22 protein-coding genes are annotated in these 24,593 nt (G+C 59.8%); 8 read left to right on the forward strand and 14 right to left on the reverse strand.

Annotated features, from left to right (window positions below):
* Window positions 1–46: 46 nt before the first annotated feature.
* Window positions 47–892 carry a hypothetical protein gene (locus tag LRS06_RS15600; protein ID WP_257872314.1) on the forward strand — a complete coding sequence of 282 codons (846 nt, stop codon included), beginning with the start codon at window positions 47–49 and terminating at the stop codon, window positions 890–892.
* A gap of 278 nt (window positions 893–1,170) precedes the next feature.
* Here the strand turns inward: LRS06_RS15600 and trpS are convergent, their stop codons facing one another.
* The 7 genes from trpS to LRS06_RS15635 all read right to left on the reverse strand — a co-directional run bounded on the left by trpS (window position 1,171) and on the right by LRS06_RS15635 (window position 6,796).
* Window positions 1,171–2,148 carry a tryptophan--tRNA ligase gene (gene trpS / locus LRS06_RS15605; protein WP_257872315.1) on the reverse strand — a complete coding sequence of 326 codons (978 nt, stop codon included), beginning with the start codon at window positions 2,146–2,148 and terminating at the stop codon, window positions 1,171–1,173.
* Between the two features lie 21 nt (window positions 2,149–2,169).
* Window positions 2,170–2,802 (reverse strand): hypothetical protein, encoded by a 633-nt coding sequence (locus LRS06_RS15610; RefSeq protein WP_257872316.1) that lies wholly within the window; start codon window positions 2,800–2,802, stop codon window positions 2,170–2,172.
* A gap of 188 nt (window positions 2,803–2,990) precedes the next feature.
* Complete coding sequence (locus LRS06_RS15615) at window positions 2,991–3,620, reverse strand: hypothetical protein (RefSeq protein ID WP_257872317.1); 630 nt, start codon at window positions 3,618–3,620, stop codon at window positions 2,991–2,993.
* 18 nt (window positions 3,621–3,638) lie between these two features.
* On the reverse strand, window positions 3,639–4,394 hold the full coding sequence (locus tag LRS06_RS15620) for a queuosine precursor transporter (protein ID WP_257872318.1): 756 nt from the start codon (window positions 4,392–4,394) through the stop codon (window positions 3,639–3,641).
* Between the two features lie 55 nt (window positions 4,395–4,449).
* Window positions 4,450–5,355 carry a ribonuclease Z gene (locus tag LRS06_RS15625; RefSeq protein WP_257872319.1) on the reverse strand — a complete coding sequence of 302 codons (906 nt, stop codon included), beginning with the start codon at window positions 5,353–5,355 and terminating at the stop codon, window positions 4,450–4,452.
* Window positions 5,356–5,511: 156 nt separating this feature from the next.
* A complete protein-coding gene (locus LRS06_RS15630) occupies window positions 5,512–5,886 on the reverse strand; it encodes an STAS domain-containing protein (protein ID WP_196956688.1) in 375 nt (124 codons plus the stop codon).
* A gap of 70 nt (window positions 5,887–5,956) precedes the next feature.
* Window positions 5,957–6,796, reverse strand: coding sequence for a DUF4198 domain-containing protein (locus LRS06_RS15635; RefSeq protein WP_257872320.1), 840 nt, complete (start codon window positions 6,794–6,796; stop codon window positions 5,957–5,959).
* Window positions 6,797–7,029: 233 nt separating this feature from the next.
* Between LRS06_RS15635 and LRS06_RS15640 the strand changes: the two genes are divergently transcribed.
* Entirely contained in the window at window positions 7,030–7,515 is a 486-nt protein-coding gene (locus tag LRS06_RS15640) for a hypothetical protein (RefSeq protein WP_257872321.1), read from the forward strand.
* Between the two features lie 87 nt (window positions 7,516–7,602).
* Here the strand turns inward: LRS06_RS15640 and LRS06_RS15645 are convergent, their stop codons facing one another.
* Together LRS06_RS15645 and LRS06_RS15650 are read right to left on the reverse strand one after the other, a co-directional pair.
* Window positions 7,603–9,450, reverse strand: a complete 1,848-nt coding sequence (locus tag LRS06_RS15645; RefSeq protein WP_257872322.1) for a glycosyltransferase — start codon at window positions 9,448–9,450, stop codon at window positions 7,603–7,605.
* 158 nt (window positions 9,451–9,608) lie between these two features.
* Window positions 9,609–11,435: an alpha-amylase family glycosyl hydrolase gene (locus tag LRS06_RS15650; RefSeq protein ID WP_257872323.1), complete on the reverse strand. Its 1,827-nt coding sequence runs from the start codon at window positions 11,433–11,435 to the stop codon at window positions 9,609–9,611.
* A gap of 312 nt (window positions 11,436–11,747) precedes the next feature.
* On the opposite strand from LRS06_RS15650, the gene LRS06_RS15655 reads away from it, so the two are divergent.
* The 3 genes from LRS06_RS15655 (at window position 11,748) to LRS06_RS15665 (ending at window position 13,335) form a co-directional block, all read left to right on the forward strand.
* Window positions 11,748–12,314, forward strand: a complete 567-nt coding sequence (locus LRS06_RS15655; protein ID WP_257872324.1) for a YeeE/YedE family protein — start codon at window positions 11,748–11,750, stop codon at window positions 12,312–12,314.
* Window positions 12,315–12,435: 121 nt separating this feature from the next.
* Window positions 12,436–12,894, forward strand: a complete 459-nt coding sequence (locus LRS06_RS15660; RefSeq protein ID WP_257872325.1) for a YeeE/YedE family protein — start codon at window positions 12,436–12,438, stop codon at window positions 12,892–12,894.
* A 39-nt stretch (window positions 12,895–12,933) separates the two neighbouring features.
* Complete coding sequence (locus LRS06_RS15665) at window positions 12,934–13,335, forward strand: hypothetical protein (RefSeq protein WP_257872326.1); 402 nt, start codon at window positions 12,934–12,936, stop codon at window positions 13,333–13,335.
* A 38-nt stretch (window positions 13,336–13,373) separates the two neighbouring features.
* Here the strand turns inward: LRS06_RS15665 and LRS06_RS15670 are convergent, their stop codons facing one another.
* From LRS06_RS15670 to LRS06_RS15690, 5 genes are all read right to left on the reverse strand, one after another.
* Complete coding sequence (locus LRS06_RS15670) at window positions 13,374–14,111, reverse strand: SDR family oxidoreductase (RefSeq protein ID WP_257872327.1); 738 nt, start codon at window positions 14,109–14,111, stop codon at window positions 13,374–13,376.
* A gap of 80 nt (window positions 14,112–14,191) precedes the next feature.
* On the reverse strand, window positions 14,192–15,091 hold the full coding sequence (locus LRS06_RS15675; RefSeq protein WP_257872328.1) for a helix-turn-helix transcriptional regulator: 900 nt from the start codon (window positions 15,089–15,091) through the stop codon (window positions 14,192–14,194).
* Window positions 15,092–15,294: 203 nt separating this feature from the next.
* Entirely contained in the window at window positions 15,295–16,335 is a 1,041-nt protein-coding gene (locus LRS06_RS15680) for an NAD(P)-dependent alcohol dehydrogenase (protein WP_257872329.1), read from the reverse strand.
* Between the two features lie 292 nt (window positions 16,336–16,627).
* Window positions 16,628–17,329 (reverse strand): RibD family protein, encoded by a 702-nt coding sequence (locus LRS06_RS15685; protein ID WP_257872330.1) that lies wholly within the window; start codon window positions 17,327–17,329, stop codon window positions 16,628–16,630.
* A gap of 111 nt (window positions 17,330–17,440) precedes the next feature.
* Window positions 17,441–18,784, reverse strand: coding sequence for a YfcC family protein (locus LRS06_RS15690; RefSeq protein WP_257872331.1), 1,344 nt, complete (start codon window positions 18,782–18,784; stop codon window positions 17,441–17,443).
* A gap of 219 nt (window positions 18,785–19,003) precedes the next feature.
* Between LRS06_RS15690 and LRS06_RS15695 the strand changes: the two genes are divergently transcribed.
* The 3 genes from LRS06_RS15695 to LRS06_RS15705 all read left to right on the forward strand — a co-directional run bounded on the left by LRS06_RS15695 (window position 19,004) and on the right by LRS06_RS15705 (window position 24,502).
* Window positions 19,004–19,141, forward strand: a complete 138-nt coding sequence (locus LRS06_RS15695; RefSeq protein ID WP_257872332.1) for a hypothetical protein — start codon at window positions 19,004–19,006, stop codon at window positions 19,139–19,141.
* 77 nt (window positions 19,142–19,218) lie between these two features.
* Window positions 19,219–20,844 carry a DUF6377 domain-containing protein gene (locus LRS06_RS15700; RefSeq protein WP_257872333.1) on the forward strand — a complete coding sequence of 542 codons (1,626 nt, stop codon included), beginning with the start codon at window positions 19,219–19,221 and terminating at the stop codon, window positions 20,842–20,844.
* A gap of 535 nt (window positions 20,845–21,379) precedes the next feature.
* Window positions 21,380–24,502: a TonB-dependent receptor gene (locus LRS06_RS15705; RefSeq protein WP_257872334.1), complete on the forward strand. Its 3,123-nt coding sequence runs from the start codon at window positions 21,380–21,382 to the stop codon at window positions 24,500–24,502.
* Window positions 24,503–24,593 lie beyond the last annotated feature (91 nt).

Genomic DNA, 24,593 nt, shown 5'->3' on the forward strand with positions numbered 1-24,593 from the left:
AACACGATGTACCAGGTATGGCCGGGCCCGCCCGCCTTTCTTCTCTATGGCAAAACGCACCAAAAAGACCTCAGATCCGGAAATGCTGGTTGCAACGGAAACGTCCGGAGCCGCCGCGCCGGAACCCACCACGCCCCAGGCCGCGCCCGACAACCACCACCCGGACGTGATGCCGCACATTGATTCCGTGACGCCTGAAGCCGTTACGGAGCGGCTGACGCTGATTTTTGAAGGCCTGCGGCAGAAGTCAACAGCCAAGCAGGCCATTTACCGCAACACCATTGCCGCCTTTGATCTGTTGCGGCTGGTATCGCAGGAGCTGGTGGTGGAGCTGAGCCGCAAGCTCACGCCCGTGGATGCCTCCGTGGTGATTGAGTACCGGCCCATCAACGAAATGGAGTTCCACATCCGCTTCTCCGGTGATTTGCTCGTGTTCGTGCTGCACTCCAACATCGTCACCTTTCCCGATACCTACGGGCCCATGCCCACGGCCTACGTGGAGGAAGATTTCCGGCGGCGCTTTTTCGGGCACATCATGGCCTACAACTTCATGGCCGACTCCATCAAGTACCAACGCCTCAACGACCCCGGCTACCTGGTGGGCCGCCTGCTCATCAACATCGAAAATCACTACTTCCTGGAAGGCGTGCAGCAGCTGGAAATGCCCGACCTGGATATGTCGGACAACTTAATTTCTCCGGATGCCATGAAGCTCTTCGTGGAAAGCGCCATGATTGCGGCCGTGAACAACGACCTGATTGCGCCTCCGCTGCCCGAAATTCAGAAGATTACCGTCAAGCAGAAAATCGAAAACCAGCAGGTAAGCCGCGGCAGCAAAGTAGGCTTCAGCTTTTACAAGCAGCACGGCTCTATCGACGGGCTGTCGTACTGAGGCCAAGTCAATGTGCTAATGTGGGAGAATGTGCTGATGTGCTAATGCTTTAGCTGTCATTGCAAGTTTCCGTGTCATTGCGAGCTTAGCAAAGCAATCCGTCCTGTACAGAACCAGCCCGTTTTTCTACCAAAAAGCCCTTACTCGTTGCGCACGGGTAAGGGCTGCTCACTTTTCAGTGCTCAGAACGTTGCCCAGGACGGATAGCTTCGCGCTGCTCGCAATGACAGTTAAAGCATTAGCACATCAGCACATTCCAACCCATCAGCACATGAAATCTACCTTCTCAGGTAGCCGGTTTTCTCGCGCACTTTGTTGAGTACTTCGGAGCCGTAGGCCTGGGCTTTTAGGGCGCCTTCGGCCAGGCGGGTATCTACCTCGGGCAGGTTGTTCATGTAGTAGCTGAACAGCTCCCGCTCCCGGGCAAAGCGCGTGCGAATAACCTCGTAGAGCGCCTGCTTGGCGTGCCCGTAGCCGTAGCCGCCGCGCAGGTAGTTCTGGCGCATTTCCTCGGTCTGCTCGGCTGAGGCTACCAGCGAATAGATCTTAAAAGTAGTGTCGGTATCGGGGTTCTTGGGGGCTTCCAGCGGGGTGCTGTCCGACACGATGCTCCTGACGGTTTTGAGCAGGGCCTTGTCGTCCACGAAGATGTCGATGATGTTGCCGTAGCTCTTGCTCATCTTCTGGCCGTCGAGGCCGGGCACCAGCATTACCTGCTCATCGGCGCGGGCCTGAGGCAGCACAAAGGTTTCGCCGTAGCGGTTGTTGAAGGCCGAGGCAATGTCGCGGGTGATTTCGAGGTGCTGAATCTGGTCCTTGCCCACGGGCACGATGTCCACATCGTAGAGCAGGATGTCGGCGGCCATGAGCACGGGGTAGGTGAACAAACCCGCATTCACGTCGGAAAGGCGGCTGGACTTGTCCTTGAACGAGTGCGCGTTGGCCAGCATCGGAAACGGCGTGAAGCACGACAGGTACCACATCAGCTCCGTTACCTGCGGCACGTCAGACTGCCGGTAGAACAGGTTGCGCTCCGTATCGATGCCGCAGGCCAGCCAGGCAGCGGCCACCGCGTAGGTGTTCTGGCGCAGCACTTCCGCGTCGCGCACGGTGGTAAGGGAGTGCAGGTCGGCAATGAAAAACAACGACTCGTTGGCATCATTGCGCGACAAGTCAATCGTGGGCAGGATGGCGCCGAGCAGGTTGCCGAGGTGCGGCCGGCCGGTACTCTGGATGCCAGTGAGAATGCGGGACATGGTTAGAAAAGGAACTACAGTTTAGTTTGTGCTGGGTGAGCCTTGTAGTGGATAAGTAAGGAAAGGCTCATTTCTGTTTAAGGAACTAATGAACGTAACGAGATTATAGATAGTAACTTTCTTGTCACGCAATGCGGCTATTAAATCTGGTCTTGCTGACACGAAGGGAAGTAGCGCCTCACGGAACCTTTTTCCTGCTCCGTCAATAACCGCATAGGGAATACTGATGCTCTCCCTTTCGCTGGCACGACGAAGTAAATAAAGAGTAGGGGGTGAGGTCGACATCAGCCCATTCGGTGTAACTATACTGTTCTGCGGATATCGGTAGCGCATAAGGGAAACAGCGCCACTATCCAGTAACTCAACGAACAAGTCTTTAGCTAGTTCTCCTGTGAAACCTTTGTCTATAGTAAAGCCACTAGCCTTGATATAAGAATGCAGTTCGATTTTAAAGGAACGCACAGAGTCAAACGGATGCTTAATATTTTTTCCATTCACATTTTGCACTACTAGGGCTTTCGCATTTTGCTTTAAGTAGCCCTTCAAACGTATCTGTGGATTGCTCTCAAGTACATATGATCCGGGAGAAAAATCATATTGAGCACTAGCCATTTGGGGAAGCGACAGAAGTAAATAAAAAAGTAGTAGGCGCATATTACAGGAAGAACAAAAAAACTACACACGCACATTAGCTATGGCCACGGTTTCGCAGGATCCAGTATCGACCGATGAGGTAATGAAGGTAGAACACCGGCGTGAATTGGTTACCAAGGTGCGGCCAATCGGCGCTTTGGATGCCGGTGAGAATACGGGAAATTATCGGGAAAGAAATCAGCAGCTTACTAATAAGCGGCAGAGTAAGGCTGACCAGTATTGATAGCCCGTACAAGATTTGGCAACTCAGAAAGAGTTATTTTCTTCTCCTCTACCAGTTTGGCTAAGTCAGGGCGCTTAGAAAGGTGCGGTAATATGGCTTGTCTAAACTTCTGGCCTCCTCCACTCAGCCAGTTAGCAGAAATTGGGTAGACCTTGTAGTCGTTGGTCCAGCGCAGCAGATAAAGCTCCTGGGTATTGGTGCCACCACCCGTCATAACCCCACCAGCACCCACATGTGGTCCATTGGCTGTAGTATATTCATAGCGCAACAGCATGACCTGTCCACTATCAATAATTTGCACAAATGCTTTGCCTACAAAATCGGACATCAATCCACTGCCAACCTCAAAGCCACTCGCTGTGGTGTAGTGTTTCTCGCCTATTTGAAAGGAGGAAACGTCGTAGGGTGTTAGCTGGAGTTTTTTGCCGTCTGCGCCTTTGACTATAAGCAACTCACCATTTCGCAGCTTTAGCTGCCCTTGCAGCCGTACAGCCCGGCTATTGGCTGGCGTATAAGAGCCCGGCTCGAAAGATTTGAACTGCGCTAGTAGATATTGAGGAAGCAGCAAAAAAGCTATTAAGTAAATCAGGCGCATTTGTATAAAGCAAGAAAACTACACACTCACATTGGCAGCCGCTTCCTGCTGCAGCTCCACCGTATCTTCCTGGCCTAAGTACCGGTCGATGAGGTAGTGAGCCAGGTAGAGTACCGGCGTGAGCAGGATAGCCGCCGCGAATTTATACCAGTAATTGGTGTTGGCCACGCTCAGCACCTGCTCGAAGCTCCAGTTGCCGAACAGGTAAAACGCCACGAACAGCACCACAAACGAATCGACCAGCTGCGAGACCAGCGTGGAGCCCGTGGCCCGCAGCCAGATCAGCCGGCTGCCCGTCATGCGGCGCAGGGCCTGGAACACGGTGGCATCGAGCACCTGCCCCACCAGAAACGCCACAATCGAGCCCGTGATGATGCCCAGGCCCTGACGGAAGATGCTCTGGTAGGCAAACTCTATGTTGAACGGCTGGCCTTCTGCGTCTACCTTGTTTACATCGAGCCAGAACTGGGCCGGCGGCAGCTTGGTGGTAGCCAGAATAACGAGGAAAGCGTACAGAATCAGCCCCACGGTGAGGAAGCTCACCCGTAGCACGCCCTGGCGCCCAAAGTACTCGTTGATGATGTCGGTGGTGATGAAGACCACGGGCCAGATAAGCACCCCGGCGGTGAGGTTGCCGGGCAGCCCCAGCAGCGCGTCCACCGAGAATATCTTGACTCCGATGATTTCGGCCAGCAGCGCATTTACAATGAAAATGCCGCTCAGAACCAGGTAGAGCTGCTGCTTTTTGTGGGCAAACGGAGAGGGAGAAGCCATGCAGTCAAAGGTGAGCAACGCGGCGCTTACTCCGCTGCCGGCAGGTTGGGCACGTTCACCACAGTTCCTTCCAGGGCCAGCAGGGTGCGGGCAAACTCGGTGCGGGCCTCGCGCAGGTGGGGCTCCAGGTCGCGGTAGCGGGAAGAGAGTGGCCAATGAGCAGCTGCCCCACGCCGGCTTCCCGGGCCAGCTGGCCAGCCTGCCGGGCGGTGGCATGAAACGTAACGGCGGCCCGCTCGCGCAGCTCGTCCAGAAACGTGGCCTCGTGGTAGAGCACATCCACCCCCCGCACCAGCTCCGCCAGCTCCGGCAGGTACACCGTGTCGGAGCAGAAGGCGTAGCTGCGGGCGCGCTTGGGCGGTCCTGTTACCTCGGCGTAGCGCACCAGTACATTGCCGGTGGCTTCGTCGAGGAGGTCTTCGCCCTGGCTGAGTAACTGAAACTGGGGTGGCGTGAGGCCGGCGGGCAGCCGCTCACGCAGCAAAGACCGGCGCCGGGGCTGCTCGCGCAGCAGGTAGCCGCAGCAGGCAATGCGGTGGCGCATGGGCAGGGAGTGCACCGTCAGCAGCTTATCCTCATACACGAGCTGGTGCACGGTGGGGTCTACTACCACAAACTCCAGATCGAAGCTAAGCTGGGTACCTGAGTGGCGGAACTGCGTGGTCAGCACTTCCTCCAGGCCGGCGGGGCCAAAGAGGCGTAGCGGCTCGGTGCGGCTTTGCAGCTGCATGGTGCCCAGCAGGCCAAAGAGGCCGAAGAAATGGTCGCCGTGCAGATGGGAGATAAAGATTACGTTGAGGCGTAGGGGGCTCAGCTTGTGCTCCATCAGGCGGCGCTGGGTGCCCTCGCCACAATCCAGCAGGTACAGCATGTTGCCCACACTCAGTACCTGCGCCGTGTGGTGGCGGCCGGGTACCGGTGTGGCCGAGCCACTGCCCAGAATCCTTAGCTCAAAATCCATATCAAATGGCGGGATGGCTGGCTGGTTGAGGATGAAGCGGCAAGCAAGCCATTCAGCCACGCAGCGCGGTAGCCATGTAAATAAAAAACTGTTGGCCGGTAGCCGTCAGCAGGAAACTAACAGCTAACAGCCAACAGCCAACAGCCTGCGAATAGACTATTCTTTGCTGGTAAGGTCACGCTCAATGGCGTGCAGGAAAATCCGGTCGATGCCTTCTTCCACCGTGGGCAGAATGTGCAGAACCGACTCCAGCTTGGAGATGGTGATGAGCTTCATTACGTGGTCCTGCAGGCCGGTGAGCACCAGCAGGCCGCCGGTAGAGTTGCACAAGCGGTTGGCAATCAGAATAGAGCTCAGCCCCGACGAATCGGTGTACTTCACGTTCTGCAGGTCCAGAATCAGGTTGTTGATGCCCTCGGCATTCAGTTTCACAAACTCCGATTTCAGATCAGGCGCCACCGTGGTGTCGAGCTTCTTCTCATCAATCGTGATGATTGTGTAGTTGTCTTTTTTATCAATCGAGTACTTCATACCAGCGGGCAGTTCGAGGTTACGGGAGTTGCGAAGGTAACAAAAAAAATGGTTGCGGAAATAGGGCGTTTCAACGCTTGTAAGGTTGATTTACGCCGAAGGTAAGCGTGGTCCATACACTCTGCCAGTCGGCCTGCGCCGGGCGGGGGTGAGGGTGCATGCGCACGGAGCTCAGCAGTATTTCGGCCGGCTGCGTGGGCAGGCGCACCAGCACGCGGCCTTCCGGCGAGGTATACAGACGCTGCATCTGGGCCGGGGCTGCAGCCGGCGTCTGCGGTTTCACCCAGGCCGTTACCAACTGCCCGCGCACGGGCCGGCCCTGTTCCAGCAGGCGCACCGTAAGCAGAGAGCCGGACTTGGCAGTGTGGGGGTTCTGGTCGGGAATCAGCTCCAGGGCCTGGCCGGTGGCAGCGCTGAAGGGGCCCACCGCCGTACCGCCCACCTGTACCAGGGTTTTGGCGCAGCGGTGGTAGGTTTCGCGGGCGGGCTTATCCTGCTGGTGCTTTTTTTCGCGCAGCAGTAGGATATCCTCCAGGCCTTCTGCTTTCAGGTACTGGGTGAACTCCGGGCCCGACAGGGTAAGCGTGGTTTCGGTGGTTTCAAGCCCTAGCACGTGCGTACCAGATTCGTTAAGCTCCAGTACCGTGCGCAGCGTGTCGGCCTGAGTAGCTATGGCTGTCAGGTCCACGGTGTCGTTGGGGGCGTACTGAACCAACCGCGCCAACCGCTGGCTGGTGCCGGTCCAGGGCGTACCCCGCAGTTGCTGGCCCACCAGACGGCGCACATGCACCACCGCGCCCGGCGACACCCGGTAGCGGCTGGGGTGCAGCCAGAACTCACTGGCGCCGGCCCCGGAGGCCAGTGCCAGCAAACCCATCAGCAGAAAAAACGCGCACAGCCTTTGCGGCATACAAACCGGAAAAAACGAGAGAAGTACCCGGACAACCACACCGGCGCCGGAGTGTTTCAGGGTCCGATGATGCTTGGGAAATAAAAGGTATAGAAAATCCTGATACTATCTATACCAAATCAATTGGACTGTAGCCGGAGCGGTAGGGGCTGGCTGGCCTTCACATGCTTATGTGATTGACGTATGACGGGATAACCGGTACTTTTGTACTGACTCTTTTTCAGGCTATTTCCATGGATTTCGTGTGGCAGCATGCCGATGCCCTTACTGCGGTTCTTACGCTTCTGCTGGCGCTGGGCTTCTGCCGCCAGTGGCTGCTGCGCTATAAGCCGCCTATGCGCCGGCTGGCCCTGTTTGCGCTGGTGCTGGGGCCCAGCTGGGTAGCCCTGCGCATGGGTACTCACCTGTTGGCCAACCTGTACCAGGCCGTGGAGCGGGTGCTGGCACACTCCTTCGAGTACAACTTTGAGTTCTACTCGCTGATGCTGATGGGAGTGGTATTTATGGGGCTGAGCCTGCGCATGCTGCAGCAGGCCCAGCTGCTGAGCCAGGGTCGCTCCCGGGCGTCGCGCCAGTTTTGCCACGCGGCCATTGCCCTGGTAGCCCTAAGCGCGCCCACCTTTCCCCTGACGCCCGTAGGGCTGCTGCCCACGCTGGCCTGTGCGGTGGCCGGGCTGGGCCTGACTTTTCTATACAAACCCGTGCGGCAACTGGCTTAATATGGGTTTCTGGGTCCTGGTTTCTCGTTACCCATATTGACTTCAATCCTCAACAAGCAACCAGCACCCAGAAACGAGCAACTAATTTTAGCTCCGTTCCAGGGCCAGGTGGTAGGCGCGGTCGTAGTACACGCGCAGGTTTTTCCAGTCGTACATTTCCGAGGAGCTTTCCACCTGGTTGCGCTGCATGATTCGCTCCCGGCGGGTTTGCACCACAAAGTCCCAGAGCATGTTGGTGAGCTCCTCAGCCGATTCGTCGAAGCTCTTTTCCTGGCGCTGCACCACAAAAATCCCCTTGTCCTCGTGGCTGGGTACGTTCTGCATCACGTAGTCGCCAAAGCCCGACAGGTCACTGGTAATGGCAGGCACGCCGCGGGCCACGCACTCGAGCGGGGTATAGCCCCAGGGCTCATAGTAGCTCGGGAAGATGCCCAGGTGGCAGCCCCGCACAAACTGCCCGTACTCCATGCCAAACAGGGGAGACGTGGGCGACACAAAATCGGGGTGATACACGATTTTTACCTGATCGTGCTGGTTGTTGACCAGGTTGGCCCGGCGCACAAAATCCAGAATGTCGTCGTTGTGGTCGTCTACCAGGTTGTGGGTGATGACGGGCGGCAGGCTGGTGGTTTTCCAGCTTTGCAGCGTACGGCGGTAGCGCAGCTTCCAGTAGTCATCCACCATGTTACCCAGCTCGGGCAGCTTGTAGTCGGTGGCGCCGGCGGCGGCGTAGAACAGCCGCTCGCCTACCTGCCGCTCAATGGCTTCGCATGTTTCGCGCACTTCGTTGAGGATAGCGCGGCTTTGCAGCACCTGCGGGTTGATGCTGTGGAAAGGGCGCTTGGTAATGAAAAACATAACCACCTGGCCTTCCAGCCCGCTTTGCTGCAGGCGGTAATTGAGGCGGGCCAGCGCCTCCAGCGTCAGGTCGAAGCCTTTGTTGTGGTACTCGTAGCGGCCCGAGGTAAACAGGTACAGCGTCTTGTCCAGGTCAAACGAGTAGCTCTGGAAGAAGTGCGCCATCACGAACTCGTGAATCTTGGCCTTGTACTGCTGGTGCAGGTTCTGGAACTCGTGCAAAGCCACAAACCGCTCAATGTTCAGGCCGTTGGGCAGCACCGCGTCTGGTATCCGGTCGAGCAGGTAGATGCATTCCCGCACCGTCAGCTCGCTCACGGTGGTAAACACGTGGGAACCGTGGGCGGCGGCCCGCTCAATGCGCACGGCCGTTTCAATGTTAAAATGAACGGCTTCGGCTTCCCAGCTCACCTGCATCAGGTGGTCGTAGAAGTTGGGGTCGTTCATGGCCAGGTAGCGGCCCAGCAGCGTGGCGTGGGTGGTGAACACAATGTGCACCGGCACCTGCTCACGGCGCAGATCGGGAATAGCCACGCCCGTCATCCACTCGTGGAAGTGCACCAGCACTTTAGGCTGAGCGGCGTCCTCGGCCGCTTCGGCGGCTAGGGCCTGCACAAAGCGCTTGGCTTGCAGCCCAAAGGCCTCTACCTGGTGCAGCAGATCGTCGTGGTCGGGCGTGGGAATGCCGTGGTGCCGCCAGAGGTCGGCTTTGATCTGGCCAAGCTGCGGGTAGGCATGATACGGGTTTAGCAGCACCACGCGCGGGCGGCCCGTCACCAGCCACACGCCGTAGTGCACCTCCATGCCTTCGGCCCGCAGGCGGCGCACAGCCCGCGCAAACGGGTCAGCGTCGGCGGCCAGCTCCGCATCGGTCATGGGCTCAAACTCGGCCTGGGCCTGATGCGCGAAGTAGGGGCCCAGCAGGCAGTAGTTGTCCTGCCAGCCCTGCACCGTAGCCGGCACCTTGCTGCGGATAACGGTGTAGATGCCGCCCACCTGGTTGCAGACTTCCCAGGCCACTTCCACCAGCAAAGCATTGGGGGCAACGAGGTCGGGCGCGGACGAAGGAAGCTGCATAGAAGCAAAGAATAGAAGGGTGGACGGTGGACGGGCCGGTAAAGTAGGCAGCAAACCCGATGTAAAGCCAGAAAGCCCGCGTTTTTTCCGACAAAAAACACCGATGCCGACCAGGGAAAAAATCCTGACCGGCATCGTAGGTGAAAACAGGCTGGCCGCTAGGCGCCGGGCTCCTGCGAAATAATCAGTACCGAATACGGGGCCAGCCCGAAAGAGGCGTGGCAGGCAAAACCGTCGTATTCGCCTTCTTCGCTGTGCGTGTCCACGCTTTCGAAGTTGCCGAATTCTTCGTCGTAACCGGCCCAGTCGGAGTTGAAGCGCACCCGCCAGTGTCCCTGGCAGGGCAGCCCGATGGTGTAGGCCTCGTGGGCGCGGTCGGCAAAGTTGCAGAGCACGATGGTGGTGTCGCCGGGGCCCCCGTCGCCGTCGGCCCAGCGCCGGAACGCTATGGTTTTCTCGTCCTCATTCACGTGGAAGACGTCGATGTGCTGGCCCTGCAGGCCCCGGGTGCTGCCCTCATAGTTGCGCCGCAGCCGGATCAGGTCGCGGTACAGGTGGATGAGGCCCGGGTGGTTTTCGGCGTGGGTCCAGTCCAGGGCCTGGTCGTCGGAGAAGTGGCCGTCTTCCAGAAACTCCTGGCCCTGGAATATCATGGGCACGCCGGGGGCCGTGAACACCAGGGCCGCGCCCAGGGTAGCCCGCTTTTTCGGAAACCAGGTGTGGGCGTCGCCGGGCATGATTTCCTCCGGCACACGGCTCTTGCCGTTGGCCACCTCATCGTGCGACTCGGTGTAGATGACGCGCTGGAAGGAGTCGTTGTTGTAGCGGGTAGCCAGGGCCTCGGCCACGGCGGCCATGCTGCGGTCGGCATCGTGGGGGGCGGTGAGGGCGTGGCGGATGGGATACACAAAGCGGGCGTCCCACTGGGCCGCAAAGCCCTGGCCGCCTTCCTCGGGGGCGCGGGTGATGAACTCGTTGCCCAGCAAATCTTCGGCAATGGTGATTTTCCAGGGCATCCGCTCCCGGATTTCCTCGTTGATCCACTTCATCAAACTCCAGCCCTCGGGCAGGTCGCGGGCCGGGTCGTTGGTGCCGTCCACGTTGCGGATGTGGGCAATGGCATCGGCACGCAGGCCATCAACGCGGTACTCTTCCAACCACATCAGGGCATTGTCGCGGATGTAGCGGCGCACGGCGTCGCGGCCGTAGTCGGGGCGGTTGTGGCCCCAGGGCGTTTCGGCGCGCCAGTCGTTGTAGAAGTAAACGCCCCCGCCGTCGTTTTCCTGCCAGCCATCAAACTGCCACAAGTCCAGGTCGCCGGGGCCGAAGTGGTTATACACCACGTCCAGAATCACGGCAATGCCGTGGCGGTGGGCCTGCTTCACCAGTTCCTTGAAGGCCTGGGGCCCGCCGTAATCGGTTTCGAGGGCGAAGGGGTGTGCGGGGTTGTAGCCCCAGCTGCGGCCGCCCGGAAACTCGGTGGCCGGCATAATCTCAATGGCATTGATGCCCAGGTCGCGCAGGTAGCCCAGCTTTTCCACCACGTTCAGGAAGGTGCCGGGGCGGTTAGGGTCGGGGGCGTTGAAGGTGCCCACGTGCAGCTCGTACACCACCAGCTCGTTCCAGGCCGGCATCTGAAACTGGTCGTCTTCCCAGTCGAAGGAATAATCGGGTACCACCGAGGAGCCGGCCGAGTGCGTGACCTGGCGGGCATAGGGGTCGTTTTTGGTAAGCTCGCCGGCGGGCGTCTGCAGCCAGAACTTGTATTCGGTACCGGCGCCGAGGTCGGCAATATCCGTGGCCCAATAGCCATCGGCTTCGTGGGTAAGGGGGTGCGCGGCGGGGTCCCAGTCGTTGAAAGGGCCTACTACGGCGGCGGCGGTGGCGTTGGGCGCCCACACGCGAAACGTGGTGCCCTGGGAGTGAGGAACAGCGCCCATGCCCGCCTGGAGCGTGGGAGCAGTAAGAGTGTCAGCCTGCGGCATATAGGGTTGTGTAAGGAAAGCGGCGCAAAAGTTTAACAGCCCCCTTGTACTGTCCAGATACCGATAAGGTTATATTCTGGCGACCTGATGGCTGGTTTCAGCCGGCTTTAGTCCAATCGGGCAGGCTGTGGGCAGCGCGCCTGCTGCTGCTGCCGCCGATTGAGTTGTCTGGCTTCCGCTCTGCTGCCTTCGGCCCATACTGCCTGCCGAACTTCCCCGGAAAAGCCGTATTTTACGGTAGTAAACCTGTTTAGGCCAGTCGTTGAGCTTACGGATGAAAACGAACGGCACCGACTATTCCCGCATTTCCTAATGACGACACATTGGCTATATCAGCCCTGGCCCTGGTACGTGGTGGGGCCGCTCGTGGGGCTGATGCCCGCTACGCTGCTGCTACTCGGCAACAAGCTCTTTGGCGTATCCGGCAACCTGCGCCACCTGTGCGCCGCGGTGCTGCCCGGCCGCCCCGCCTTTCTGCGCTACGACTGGTGGCAGGAAGGCAGCTGGAACCTCATGCTGGCGCTGGGCATTGTGGCGGGTGGGTTTGTGGGCGGCTACTGGCTGGCCAATCCTGCGCCCGTGGCCCTGGCGCCCGCGGCCCTCGCCGACCTGCGCGCCCTGGGCCTGCACGACTTCACCGGGCTGGTGCCGCGGGAGCTGTTTGCCGGCTCGCAGCTACTGAGCTGGCGCGGCTTGGGGCTTATCGTAGGCGGCGGGTTTCTGGTGGGCTTCGGCACGGCCTACGCGGGCGGCTGCACTTCCGGGCACGGCATCATGGGCGTGGCCGATCTGCAGAAGCCTTCTTTCCTGGCGCTGGCGGCGTTTTTCGTGGGCGGCATCCTGGGTACTTACGTGGTGCTGCCCTGGCTGCTCGGCTGAATATAGCCTTGGCTTGCTCGTCTGCTGAAACGAAAAGGTCAAGAGTTGCTGTCCCAAAGCTCGATTCTTCTCTCGTTATTCCTCATTCTACCTGATGTCCTCTCTGGTTTCTTCTGCACCAATGCCGCCGGCTGTCAGTGCCGCCCCGGCCCGAACACGCCTGGCGGCGCTGGCGGTTTACTTTGCAGTGGGGCTGGTGTTTGGGGTGCTCATTACCAAAGGGGAGCTGATTTCCTGGTTCCGAATTCAGGAAATGTTCCGGTTTCGGGGCTTCCACATGTACGGCATCTTTCTCACGGCTTTGCCCACGGCCATACTCACGGTGCAGTGGCTCAAACGCAGCCAAGCCCGCACCCTGGGCGGAGCGCCCATCAGCATTCCGCCCAAACAGATGGGCCGGGGAGTGCGTTATGTGGTGGGCGGCGTGTGTTTCGGACTGGGCTGGGCCCTCACGGGGGCGTGCCCGGGTCCGCTGTTTGCCTTGCTGGGCAGCGGGGTGCCTACCATCGGAGTAGCCATTGGGGCCGCCTTGGTTGGCACCTGGACGTACGCCTGGCTGCGGCCCCGGCTGCCGCACTAGCCGCTTGTTTTGTTGTTGAATTGCTTTTTCGTTTTTCCAGTGCCCCGTCCCAAACCCGTTGTTCACGGCCTGTATGCCTGGACGCCCGCCTACGGCTACCACTACATTCACCCGGCCAACCGCCGCACCTTCGAGTACCTGGAGCCGGTGGGCAAGCTGTTCGAGAAAATCGATGAAGATGAGCAGTGGCTGCTGCTGCGCTACGATGAGCAGCAGTTCAAAGTCCGCCCCGAGCTGTTCAAGGAGCTGTATGGCAAGCCCGCCTTCTCCTTCGGAGACGTAGTGGAGGAAATTGCGCCCGAGCCCGGCCGGCCCCCGCACCGGGGCCTTATTTCCGACGTGTTCTGGGATGAAGCCACCGACCGGGCCCGGTTTCAGCTGGTGGAGCGCAAGCGCAAAGTCAAGCGCGTGTTTGAGGCCGAAGAGCTGCGGTTTGCCTGATAGGTCGGAGCCGGCTGCCTTTACCTAACTACCGTTTTTTACCAGGGGCTGATGCCGGTTTCCGGGGCGTTGTCGTCGCTGAAAAACTGGCTGGTGGGGCCATCCGGGGCCAGCAAGGCGGCTTTTACTACGCGGGCGGCGGCATCCTGCACGCTGCCGGGGCCGCTGTGGTGGTTGAAGTCGGTGGCGGTGTAGCCCGGGTCCACGGCGTTTACCTTGAAGGGCGTGTCGCGCAGCTCGTAGGCCAGCATAATGGTGTAGGCGTTCAGGGCCGCTTTCGAGGGCTGGTACGCGGCCCCTTTCACGGCGTAGTATTTCCAGGAAGGGTCATTGTGCAAAGTCAAAGAGCCGAGGCCCGAGGTAACGTTGACGATGCGCGGTTCGGCCGACTCCCGCAGCAGGTCGATAAACGCCTGCGTCACTTCAATCACGCCAAACACGTTGGTGTCGAACACCCCCTTAATCATGCTGAGGCTGCTGGTTAGCGCGGGTTGCGACATAGCCCCGAGAATACCGGCATTGTTGATGAGCACGTCCAGCACGCGGTTTTTCCGGCCCAGCTCGGCGCGGGCGGTGGCAATAGAGTGGCTGTCGGTTACGTCGATTTGCAGGGGCTCCACCGCGGCGTAGCCTTCGGATTTGAGCTGGTCGGCAGCCTGCTGGCCTTTTTGCAGGTCACGGCTGCCCAAGTACACGTGGTAGCCGTGCTGGAGCAGCTGGCGGGCGGTTTCAAAGCCGATGCTTTTGTTGGCGCCGGTAATAAGTGCGGTTTTCATGGGGCTGGTACGTTGCGTGTTAAATGAACAGCACAAAACTACCGGCCCCCCAGCGCGCTGCTGGCACCCATTCCGCGGTATTACTGGTACATTTTGCGGATGCTGGTGCGGTACTCGGCCGGCGTCAGGCCTGCTTCACGCTTGAAGAAGCGGTTGAAGTAAGACGCATCCGAAAACCCCAGGTCGAAGGCAATTTCCTTGAGCGAAAGGGGCGTGTAGAAAAGCAGGCGCCGTGCTTCCAGCACCAGCCGCTCGTGAATGTGCTTGATGGCCGGCCGACCGCTTTGGGCCTTCACCACCTCGCTCAGGTGCCCGGCCGAAATGTGGAGCTGCTCGGCGTAGGCGCCCACCTCGTGCAGCTCGCGGAAGCTGTCCTCAATCCGGGCCCGGTAGGTGCGGAGCAGGAGCTGGTCGGCCGACAGCTCGCCGCCGGTAAACTGCTCGGTGTAAAGCCGGCTCAGGTAGGTGAGCAGCACCGTGAGGTAAGCCGTGAGCATGCGGTGTTGCCACTCGCCGGGGCGCTGGTACTCGGCCGCCAGCTTAGCCAGCAGGTCTTCAGCAAAAGTCCAGTCGGCGTCGGAGAGCAGTAATTCGTGCCCGTGGTGGTGGTTCTGGATGAGGGGCAGGTCCCGTAGGGCCGCGTGCTGCTGCAAACTCAGAAACTCGGGGGTGAAGGTGAGGTAGGTGCCCCAGAACGGCGTGGGCGCCTCCTTTACCAGTATCTGGTGCGGGGCCGTGAAGTAGAGCGTGCGGTTTTTACGCTCGTAGGAAGTCATGTCCACCCAGTGCCGGCCCTGGTTCTGCTTCACAAACACCAACAAGTAATAAGCCTTGCGGTGCGGAATCAGCAAATCCTCCTCGTACACCAGCGCCCCTTCCGACTGCACAATGGTGAAGGGTTGGCTGCCTTTGCTGCCGGTGAGGCCGCTGTGCTCAGAAGCATAGACCGGAATAAGGGACTTGCTGGGAAACGGATACATGCGCTGGGAAGCTAACTTTTAGGCAAAGTACAAAGGCCGTATCAGCCCTTAACCACGCCTGGATCGAATGGTTGGCGCGGGGCGAAGCTTAGCGGCGCTGGCTTCGCCCTGAAATGTCTGGGCGCAAAAAAGCCGGCTTCTGCTTATCACTCGTCTTCAACGAGCAGTAGGGCAGGAGCCGGCTTTTTTGCGAGTCGAAAAATTTACAGGCTGGCAATGTCGATGACGAAGCGGTAGCGCACGTCGCCTTTCACCATCCGCTCGTAAGCCTGGTTGATGTCCTGGATGTTGATCAGCTCAATGTCGGACACGATGTCGTGCTCGGCGCAGAAGTCCAGCATTTCCTGGGTTTCGGCAATGCCGCCGATGGTGGAGCCCGATACGCTCTTGCGGCCGGGAATCAGGGCGAAGGCCGGAATTTCCAGGGGCTTGGGCGGAGCGCCTACCAGGATGTGGGTGCCGCTGGTTTTGAGCAGGGATAGGTACAGCGGAATGTCGTGGTCGGCCGCCACAGTGTCCAGAATAAAGTCGAAGGAGCCCTGCACGGCCTTCACTTGCTCCTCGTCCTTGGTCACCACGAAATGGTGGGCGCCGAGGGCTTTGGCGTCGGCTTCCTTGGAAGGCGAAGTGCTGAGCACGGTCACCTCAGCCCCGAAGGCCACCCCGAACTTGACGCCCATGTGGCCCAGACCGCCCAGGCCCACTACGGCCAGCTTGTGGCCTTTGCCCACGCCCCAATATTTAAGCGGCGAGTAGGTGGTAATACCGGCGCAGAGCAGCGGGGCCACCGCGGCTAAATCGAGCTTTTCGGGCACGCTCACCACGAATTCCTCGCGCACCACGATGGTGTTGGAGTAGCCGCCGTAGGTGGGCACTCCGTCCCGCCCGAGGTTGTTGTAGGTCTGGGTGTTACCTTCTACGCAGTACTGCTCCAGGCCGTCTTTGCAGTTGTAGCACACCTGGCAGGAATCCACCATGCAGCCCACGCCGGCCAGGTCACCCTGCTTGAATTTCTTGACATGGTCGCCGACCTGGGTGATGCGGCCCACGATTTCGTGGCCCGGTACCATGGGGAAGATGCCCGGAAACCACTCGTTGCGGATCTGGTGCAAATCGGAGTGGCACACGCCGCAGAACAGGATTTCGATCTGCACGTCGTGGGCGCCCACGTCGCGGCGCTCAAAGGTCCAGGGGGCGAGGTCGTTTTCGGGGCTTTGCGCCGCGTAGGCTTTGGTTTGGATCATGAGGAGGTTTGGTCTGGTAGTAGGGAAATGGGAGTGGCAAAAGTATGGGCATTGGGCCCATGAGTTGGTTAAGCTTTCGGGGTATACTTTTTACCAGCTCCATTAGCTGGATGCAGGCAGCAGGAAGTAGTCAAAATTAAAAGCCGCAGAAAAATCTTGTGTCATGTTGAGCGCAGCCGAAGCATCTCTACCTCTGGCTAACTCCTTAGGTTGAGGACGAACCGGTAGAGATACTTCGACAAGCTCAGCATGACGTACTGATTTTCGCTGTGTATACTCTGAGACAGTTCGCTTAGTGGTCGAAACGGTATTTGAGCCACACCACGTCGTTATCGAGCTGCTGCACCTGGGTTAGCCGCAGGCGGGTGGCCGGCCCCTTGGTCAGGTACTCGCTGACTTCAAAGGTAGTCGGCGACTTGGGCGTACCATCGGCCAGGGGCAACACCAACAGGCTGAGCTCGTCGATGAGGCCGGCGTTCAGCAACGAGCCGTTCAGGTGCCCGCCGCCTTCGAGCATCAGCGTTTCGATGGGGAAAAGCGCGGCCAGCTGCTCCAGCACCAAGGTAAAATCAACGTCCGTGGCTCCGGCAAACAGGTAGGAAATCTGCTTTTGCTGCAGGTAATACAAATACTCGTCGCTCACCTGCTCGGTCAGCACCTCGATGATATGGTCGCCACCGGTTTCGTTCGTGTCCCAGCCCAGCCTGCCGTGGGCGTCTACGGCAATGGCGAAGGAAGTAGCAGCTTTATTGCCGATGAATGGCTCCCGGGCAATAGGCTGGGGTGGGGCTTGCGGCTCGGGCTGCACGCCGCCCGTGAAATCGCGCTCCATGGTGATGCGTCCGCACATCCAGGCCTGGCTGGTAAACGTGTCGTGGTACTTCTCGAAGTAGCCGGCAAAGGTGTCGTAGATTTCTTCGTCCCGCCAGTTGCTCGACAGGATCTTCCCATCCACGGAGGACATCATGTGGCAGATTACGTGGGGTCTTTTCATAGCGGGCTTATACGATCATGGGCTCATTCTGATTGTTCCCAACCTCGTAGTAGCTGAGAGCTTAGTCGTGCTCCGAAGCCAGCAGCAAATACCAGCGGATTGCCAGCCGGGCTAGATTCCTGCCGCAATGCCTACCACAATAGCCACCACGGCCAACGCCAGCAGCGCCAGGTAGAGCGGCAGCACAAACCGCCACCACTGGTCGAAGCGCACCCCACAGGCGGCCACAATGGCTACCAGCGCCCCGTTGGTAGGCGTTATCAGCTCACAGAGGCCGGCCCCGTACTGGTAGGCCAGCACCGTCACCTGCCGGGAGAGGCCGATAAGGTCGGAGAGGGGCACCAGCAGCGGCATAGTGAGCACGGCCTGTCCGCTCACGCTGGGCACGGGCAGGTGCAAAGCCGTATGCACGACCACCATGCCCAGCGCCGAAAGCGTGACCGGCAAACCCGCTAGCGGCGCCGACATGCTGTTGACGATAGTATCCACGATGTGGCCCTGCTCCAGCACCACAAAAATGGCCCGGGCAAACCCGATGAGCATAGCCGAAAACGCCATGTCGCGGAAACCAACGATAAACGACTCGGCCGTGCCCGTGAGACCAAGCCCGCCAATGAGGCCGGCGGCTACGCCCAGCGCGAAGAACAGCGCCGCCATCTGCTCAAATTCCCAACCCAGCTTCAGCACGCCGTAGGCAAAGAAGGCGAAGGTGATAAATAGCAACGCCAGCACCAGGCCGTGGTTTCGGCCCTGAGCTATGGGGTTGGTGTCGTTGGCGTCGTTTTGCGGGGCTACGCGGTGACGCAGTGCAAACCGCACGGTACCTCCAATCCAGACAGCCAGGGCCAGAACCAGAAAGGCCAACCGGAATCCGCCGCCCGAAAGCAGCGGCAGTTGGGCCAGCTTCTGGGCAATGCCCACCTGAAACGGGTTCAGCGGGCTGAAGGAGGCGCCCACGGCTGCCGAGCCAATGCTGACGGCGGCGGCCGTAATGGGTGGGTAGCCGATGCGGCGCATCAGAATCAGCAGCACCGGAATGAGCGGCACTATCTCCTCCTGCATATTTTCCAGCGCGCCCATAGTAGCAAACAGCACCGAGATGATAGGAATAACCACCGCCTCACGCCCCCGGAACTTCTCCAGCAGCCAATCCACGCCCCGGCGCAGCGCCCCCGTGTGGTCGACCACGGTAAAGGCCCCGCCGGCAAGAAATACCAGGAAGATAACCGAGGCCGCCTCACCCAGCCCTTTCGGAATATCCACCAGCGCCTGGAGCGGGCTGACGGGGGTAGCGGGCACGCGGTGGTAGGAGCCGGGTACTACTATGTCGCGGCCGGTGGCGGCGTCGGCGTGGCGCTCAAACACGCCGGCGGGCAGCACGTAGCTCAGCAGGCAGGCCAGCAGGATAAAGCCGGTGAGCAGCACCAGCGGGTGCGGAAAGCGCAGGGTTTTCATGCGGCGAAAGTACGGGTTGGGGGCCGATACCGCCCATTGACAGTTGCCTATATAGTTGCGGAAGCAGCCCGGGGCGTTGTATCTTAGGTGTTGGAGAATGGCCGAAGATGGACTTAGACGCTTTCAAACAACTGCACCAAACCCAGCAACAGCACTGCCTCGCCCAGACCGGCCACCACCTGGCCGACCGCGCTGAGCAAGGCTGCCGCCTGCAGCTTTTTGCCCTGGCTGGTTTCTACGCCGAGGTGTGGCGCCTGGTGGGGGGAGGAGCGGGTGCTGTTTATCAACCCCTTCCAGAACCCGGCCCAGCTGCAGCCTTGGCTGGAGGCCGTACAGCTGCCCCAGGAGTGGGCCTAGCCTGCCGGGTGGCACTCCCAAGGCAATTAGCTACTTTTGGCGCCCGCCGAATCCGGTACTCTCGTCTTCCTGCCCAAGTGAAGTTCCTGCTGCTTTTTTGTGTTTTCCTAGGGCTGTCGGCCCCCGGCTGGGCTGGCCCAAGCCCGGCCGACAGTCTGCTGGCGGAGCTGACCACGGCGCTGGCGCACAAAAAAGAGTACGATGCGCGCCGCTGGAACCGCATTGCGGCCCTCACCACGGCCTTCGGGGCCAGCAAGGGCAGCGACGACGCCAAGTTCAACCTGGGCTTGCGCATCTACGAGGAGTACAAGGCCTTTAAGTACGACTCGGCCTTTGTCTACAGCCAGAAGATCATTCAGGTGGCGGAGCAATTGCGCGACCCGGGCAAAATCGAAGTCGCCAAGCTCAAGCTGGCCTTTATCCTGCTGTCCTCGGGCATGTTCAAGGAAACCTTCGAAACGCTGGAAGCCATTGCGCCCGGCCGGCTGAGCGACGCCGACAAGGTGGACTTCTACTTTCTGCAGGCCCGCGCCCACAGCGACCTGGGCGACTTCAACCAAGATGCCCTGTACCGCCCGGCCTACTACGCCAAGGCCCTGGCCTACACCGACACGGCCCTGCACTACAGCCGCCCCGGCTCCTACGAGCAGCTTTCGATGCAGCAGTTTCTGGCCCTGAAAAATAACCGTCTGGCCGAAGGTGCCGCGCTCTACGAGCAGATCCGGCGGCTGCCGCGGCTGTCGTTGCACCAGCTGGCGGTGAGTGCCAGCACGGCAGCGTTTATTGCCTCCATGAGTAAGCAGGAAGACAAAGCCTTCGAACTGCTGCTGGTGTCGGCCATTGCCGACGTGAAGACGGCTACCAAGGAAACCGTGGCCATCTTCCAGCTTTCCGACTACTGCTACCGGCGCGGCGACCTGGAAAATGCCTACACCTTCATCAAGGAAGCGCGGGAGCAGGCCACGTTTTATAAGGCGCGGCAGCGGCAGATAGAAATCAGCCACATTTCTTCCCTGATCGAAGGGCAGAAAATCAACATCATCGAAAACCAGCGCAAGTCGCTAAAGACCTACTCCACGGTGGTGACGCTGCTGGCTTTGTTCGTGGTGGGCTTCCTGTTCATCATCTTCAAGCAGCTGCGCCGGCTGCAAAAGGCCGACAAGCTGATTTCGCTGACCAACCGGGAGCTGCGCGTCCGCAACAACGAGCTGCACCAGCTGAACAGCGGGCTGAACGAGGCCAACAAGATCAAGGAGGAATACATAGCCTACTACTTCCACAACAACTCCCAGTACATCGATAAGCTGGAGGCGCTGAAGAAGACCCTCGACACCCAGCTCGGCAACAAGCAGTACACCGGGGTGCAGAAGCTGGCCGACGGCATCAACATCAAGAAGGAACGCAACGACCTGTTCAAGGGCTTCGACACGGTATTTCTGCGGCTGTTCCCCCACTTCATCAGCCAGTTCAACGCCCTGTTCAAGGAAGAGGACCGCATTCAGCTCGCCGAGGACCAGCTGCTGACCACCGAGCTGCGCATCTTCGCCCTCATCCGCCTGGGCATCGACGACAGTGAGCAGATCAGCCGGATGCTGGGCTATTCTATCAATACGATTTATACCTATAAGACCCGGGTGAAAAACCGCTCCATCGTGCCCAACGAGGAGTTTGAGGCCCGCATTCAGGCCATTCAGGCCGTGTAAGAAGATTAAGCTGGTACCTGCCCAAACCCGCGTTACGCCTCGGCAGGACGGGTTGAGCCGTTCGCCGGAGTAAGTCATTACTTACAGCTGTTTCCCAAGCAGGGCAGCGCCGTGTACCTACGTCTTGCCGTCGAACAGCAGCCGGTGCAGACCAGGGGGCCGTCAGTAGGCGTCTCAACATCTGGGATGCCCCGTTCAGAAATTCGCTATAGCCTCAGGCAGGCGCAAGAGCCTTTTGTCGGCAGAAGACCGGAAGATGAGCCTGAACAGGTGTCCAAAAAGCAAAAATGCCTATCATATTGGCTTCATATTTTGGCGGTATTTTTGGTAATTAAATGATTATAAATCAGTAAGATGACCTCAATATCAATTAATATTTTCTTGATCGGGGTTTGATAAATTTTAGTTGAAGAGGGGGGCGGATTCTTTTGTGCCGTTCCTGCTGCCGGAGCCCGCCGCAACCGTTTGCGGCCAGCGGTTACCGCCTCCGGCCAGGCTACGAAATACCTGCACATTCTGCTGTTCCCTTCTTCGTATGCCGGTACCTCTACCATTTTCCCGTACCCCCTGGCGGCTTGCCAGCACCTTCCTGTTGCCCCTTGGGCTCTGCACTGTCGGCACTGCGCTGGCGCTGCCTGCGGCCGGGCCCCATTTCCTGACCTCCGCCCCGCTACCAGCGGCGGAAGCCGTCCGCCGAAGTCCCACGTTCAACGGCTCTGTGAGTGGCCGCATCGTGGATGAAAAGGGGCAGCCCCTGCCCGGCGTGACGGTGCTGATAGAAGGCACTTCCCTGGGCAACTCCACCAATGCCGAGGGCCAGTTCAGCATCAGTAACGTTCCCGACGGACCACACGTGCTGGTAGTATCGTTTGTGGGTTACAACACCCAGCGCCTGCCGTTTACCACGGTTGCGGGCCAGAATACGGCACTAACTGCCACGCTGGCCGAGAATACCACGCTGCTGAACGAGGCCGTGGTAGTAGGCTACGGCACTGCCCGCCGCGAAGACGTGACCGGCTCCATTGCCACCGTCACCTCCCGCGACTTTGTGAAGGGCCAGGTGACTTCGCCCGAGCAGCTGATCCAGGGCAAGCTGGCCGGCGTGCAGATTACGACTGGCGGCGGGGCACCCGGCGAGGTAAGCACCATCCGCATCCGGGGCGGCTCCTCCCTGAGCGCCAGCAACGACCCGCTGATTGTGATTGACGGCGTGCCGGTGGAAAACAGCGGCATCAACGGTGCTGGCAACCCGCTTTCCCTGATTAACCCTAATGATATTGAAACCTTTACGGTGCTGAAGGACGCCTCCGCCACGGCCATCTACGGTTCGCGGGCTTCCAATGGGGTTATCATCATCACCACCAAAAAAGGTGTGGAAGGCGAGAAGACGCGGGTGAACTTCAACACGCAGGTGGCGCGCTCCGAAAACTACGGCAAGGTGGATGTGCTGGACGGCGACGCGTACCGCACCCTGGTGAAAAACGCCGTGGCCCAGGCCAAGATTCCGGCCGACCGCGCCTCGGAGTTTTACCTGGGCAATGCCAACACCGACTGGCAGGACGCCATTTACCAGACCGCCTGGACCACCGACAACAACCTGAGCGTGACCGGCAGCGTGAAGCGCATGCCCTACCGCGTGTCGGTGGGCTACCTCGACCAGGACGGGACCCTCAAAACCGGCAACCTCAAGCGCAACTCGGCCTCCGTGGGCCTCTCGCCGCGCCTGCTCGACAACCACTTGCGGGTGGATGTGAACGTGAAGGGCACGTGGTCGGACTACCGGTTTGCCGATCAGGGCGCCATTGGGGGCGCGGTGCGCTACAATCCTACTAAGCCCATTTACTCCGGCGACGCCAGCAAGTTCAACGGCTACTTTGAGTGGCTGGACCCGGCCGACGGCATCAACCCTTACCCGCTCACGGACCGCAACCCGCTGGCGTTGCTCACCGACAAGCGCGACCGGAGCACCGTGAAGCGCAGCCTGGGCAACATTCAGCTGGATTACAGCCTGCACTTCCTGCCCGACCTGCACGCCAACCTCAACCTGGGCTACGACATCTCGCGCAGCGCCGGCACTGTCTTCGTGCCGGAGGCTTCGTCGGTGGCCTACAACGTGAGAGGCCTCAACAACCAGTACAAGCAGGAGAAAAACAACAAGCTGCTGGAAACCTACCTGAAGTACAACAAGGAGATTGGCGGGCAGCGCGTAGAGGCGCTGGCGGGTTACTCCTACCAGGATTTCTACACGCACAGCCCGTTTTTCTTCAGTCGCACGGCCGCCGGCGAGCTGCTCGACCCCACGGCGCTGGCCGGCAACCCCTACAAAAGCCAGTACACGCTGCTTTCCTTTTATGGCCGGGTAAACTACTCCTTCAACGACCGGTACCTGCTCACGGGCACGCTCCGCGCCGACGGCTCCTCGCGCTTCAGCCCCGATAACCGCTGGGGCTATTTCCCGGCGGCTTCGGTGGCCTGGCGCATCAACAAGGAAAGCTTCCTGGCGAACAGCCAGACGGTATCGGACCTCAAGCTGCGCTTCAGCTACGGCCGCACGGGGCAGCAGGACGTGGCGGGCGTGGCGGGCGACTACCCGTACCTGCGCTCCTACAACCTGGGCGGCGGCTCGGTGCGGCAGATCTTCGGCAACGACACCATCCGCACGCTGCGGGCCGGCGGGCAGGACCCCAACCTGAAGTGGGAGGAAGCCGCCACCTACGACGCGGGCCTGGACTACGGCTTCTTCAACAACCGCCTCACGGGCTCCATCGACCTGTACCTGCGCAAAACCTCCGACCTGCTGGCCGTAGTGCCCGTGCCCATCGGCAAGAACATTACGCCCAAACAGCTCAAGAACATTGGTAACCTGGAAAACCGGGGCGTGGAGTTTGCCCTGAACTACGATGTGGTGCGCGGGGAGAAATTCAACTGGGGCGTGAACTTCAACGCGACCATCAACCGCAACAAAATCACCAAGCTGCTGCTGGTGGAAGACCCCACCTACCTGGGCTCCCCGGTGGGCGGCATCGGCAACTTCCAGTTTGTGCAGGTGAACTCGGTGGGGCACGCGGCCAACACGTTCTGGCTTTACGAGCAGAAGTACGACGAGAGCGGTAAGCCGGTGGAAGGCGGCTCGGCGCCCACCACGGCCCAGTACGTGGACCAGAACGGGGACGGCCTCATCAACGAGCGGGACCGGGTGTACGGCAAAACGCCTGCGCCCAAAGCCATTCTGGGCTTCAGCTCCAACCTGAGCTACGGCAAAGCCAGCCTGGCCTTCACGCTGCGCTCCAACCTGGGCAACTACGTGTACAACAACGTGGACGCGGGCCAGGGAACCTACTTCGGGACCAATACGGGTCTGCAGTACGCCTCCAACGTGGCGCCCGACGTGTACACCACCGGCTTTCAGTACGGCCAGCCCTTCAGCGACTACTACCTGCAGGATGCCTCCTTCCTGCGCCTGCAGAACATTACCCTGGGCTACGACTTCGGCAGCCTGTGGAAGGAGTCGACCTCGCTGCGCCTGACGCTGGCAGCCCAGAATGTGCTGGTGCTCACGCGCTACAGTGGCCTCGACCCGGAGCGCGGCAACGGCATCGACAGCAATTTCTACCCGCTGCCCCGCACGTTCACGCTCGGCCTCAACGTGGGATTTTAAAGGAGTTACTGGTTTCTAGTTGCTGGTTGCTGGTTGTCGGCCAGAACACTAAAAAGGCAACTAGAAACCAGCAACCAGCAACTAGAAACTC

The sequence above is a fragment of the Hymenobacter sp. J193 genome, from assembly GCF_024700075.1.
GTDB lineage: Bacteria > Bacteroidota > Bacteroidia > Cytophagales > Hymenobacteraceae > Hymenobacter.

Coding starts and splice junctions, on each gene's coding strand:
- LRS06_RS15620 (WP_257872318.1), bottom strand. CDS start 4,394: ATGGCTTCTCCCTCTCCGTTTGCCCACAAAAAGCAGCAGCTCTACCTG.
- LRS06_RS15630 (WP_196956688.1), bottom strand. CDS start 5,886: ATGAAGTACTCGATTGATAAAAAAGACAACTACACAATCATCACGATT.
- LRS06_RS15655 (WP_257872324.1), top strand. CDS start 11,748: ATGACGACACATTGGCTATATCAGCCCTGGCCCTGGTACGTGGTGGGG.
- LRS06_RS15680 (WP_257872329.1), bottom strand. CDS start 16,335: ATGATCCAAACCAAAGCCTACGCGGCGCAAAGCCCCGAAAACGACCTC.
- LRS06_RS15660 (WP_257872325.1), top strand. CDS start 12,436: ATGCCGCCGGCTGTCAGTGCCGCCCCGGCCCGAACACGCCTGGCGGCG.
- LRS06_RS15675 (WP_257872328.1), bottom strand. CDS start 15,091: ATGTATCCGTTTCCCAGCAAGTCCCTTATTCCGGTCTATGCTTCTGAG.
- trpS (WP_257872315.1), bottom strand. CDS start 2,148: ATGTCCCGCATTCTCACTGGCATCCAGAGTACCGGCCGGCCGCACCTC.
- LRS06_RS15625 (WP_257872319.1), bottom strand. CDS start 5,355: ATGGATTTTGAGCTAAGGATTCTGGGCAGTGGCTCGGCCACACCGGTA.
- LRS06_RS15650 (WP_257872323.1), bottom strand. CDS start 11,435: ATGCCGCAGGCTGACACTCTTACTGCTCCCACGCTCCAGGCGGGCATG.
- LRS06_RS15685 (WP_257872330.1), bottom strand. CDS start 17,329: ATGAAAAGACCCCACGTAATCTGCCACATGATGTCCTCCGTGGATGGG.
- LRS06_RS15645 (WP_257872322.1), bottom strand. CDS start 9,450: ATGCAGCTTCCTTCGTCCGCGCCCGACCTCGTTGCCCCCAATGCTTTG.
- LRS06_RS15600 (WP_257872314.1), top strand. CDS start 47: ATGGCAAAACGCACCAAAAAGACCTCAGATCCGGAAATGCTGGTTGCA.
- LRS06_RS15635 (WP_257872320.1), bottom strand. CDS start 6,796: ATGCCGCAAAGGCTGTGCGCGTTTTTTCTGCTGATGGGTTTGCTGGCA.
- LRS06_RS15705 (WP_257872334.1), top strand. CDS start 21,380: ATGCCGGTACCTCTACCATTTTCCCGTACCCCCTGGCGGCTTGCCAGC.
- LRS06_RS15615 (WP_257872317.1), bottom strand. CDS start 3,620: ATGCGCCTGATTTACTTAATAGCTTTTTTGCTGCTTCCTCAATATCTA.
- LRS06_RS15640 (WP_257872321.1), top strand. CDS start 7,030: ATGGATTTCGTGTGGCAGCATGCCGATGCCCTTACTGCGGTTCTTACG.
- LRS06_RS15670 (WP_257872327.1), bottom strand. CDS start 14,111: ATGAAAACCGCACTTATTACCGGCGCCAACAAAAGCATCGGCTTTGAA.
- LRS06_RS15690 (WP_257872331.1), bottom strand. CDS start 18,784: ATGAAAACCCTGCGCTTTCCGCACCCGCTGGTGCTGCTCACCGGCTTT.
- LRS06_RS15610 (WP_257872316.1), bottom strand. CDS start 2,802: ATGCGCCTACTACTTTTTTATTTACTTCTGTCGCTTCCCCAAATGGCT.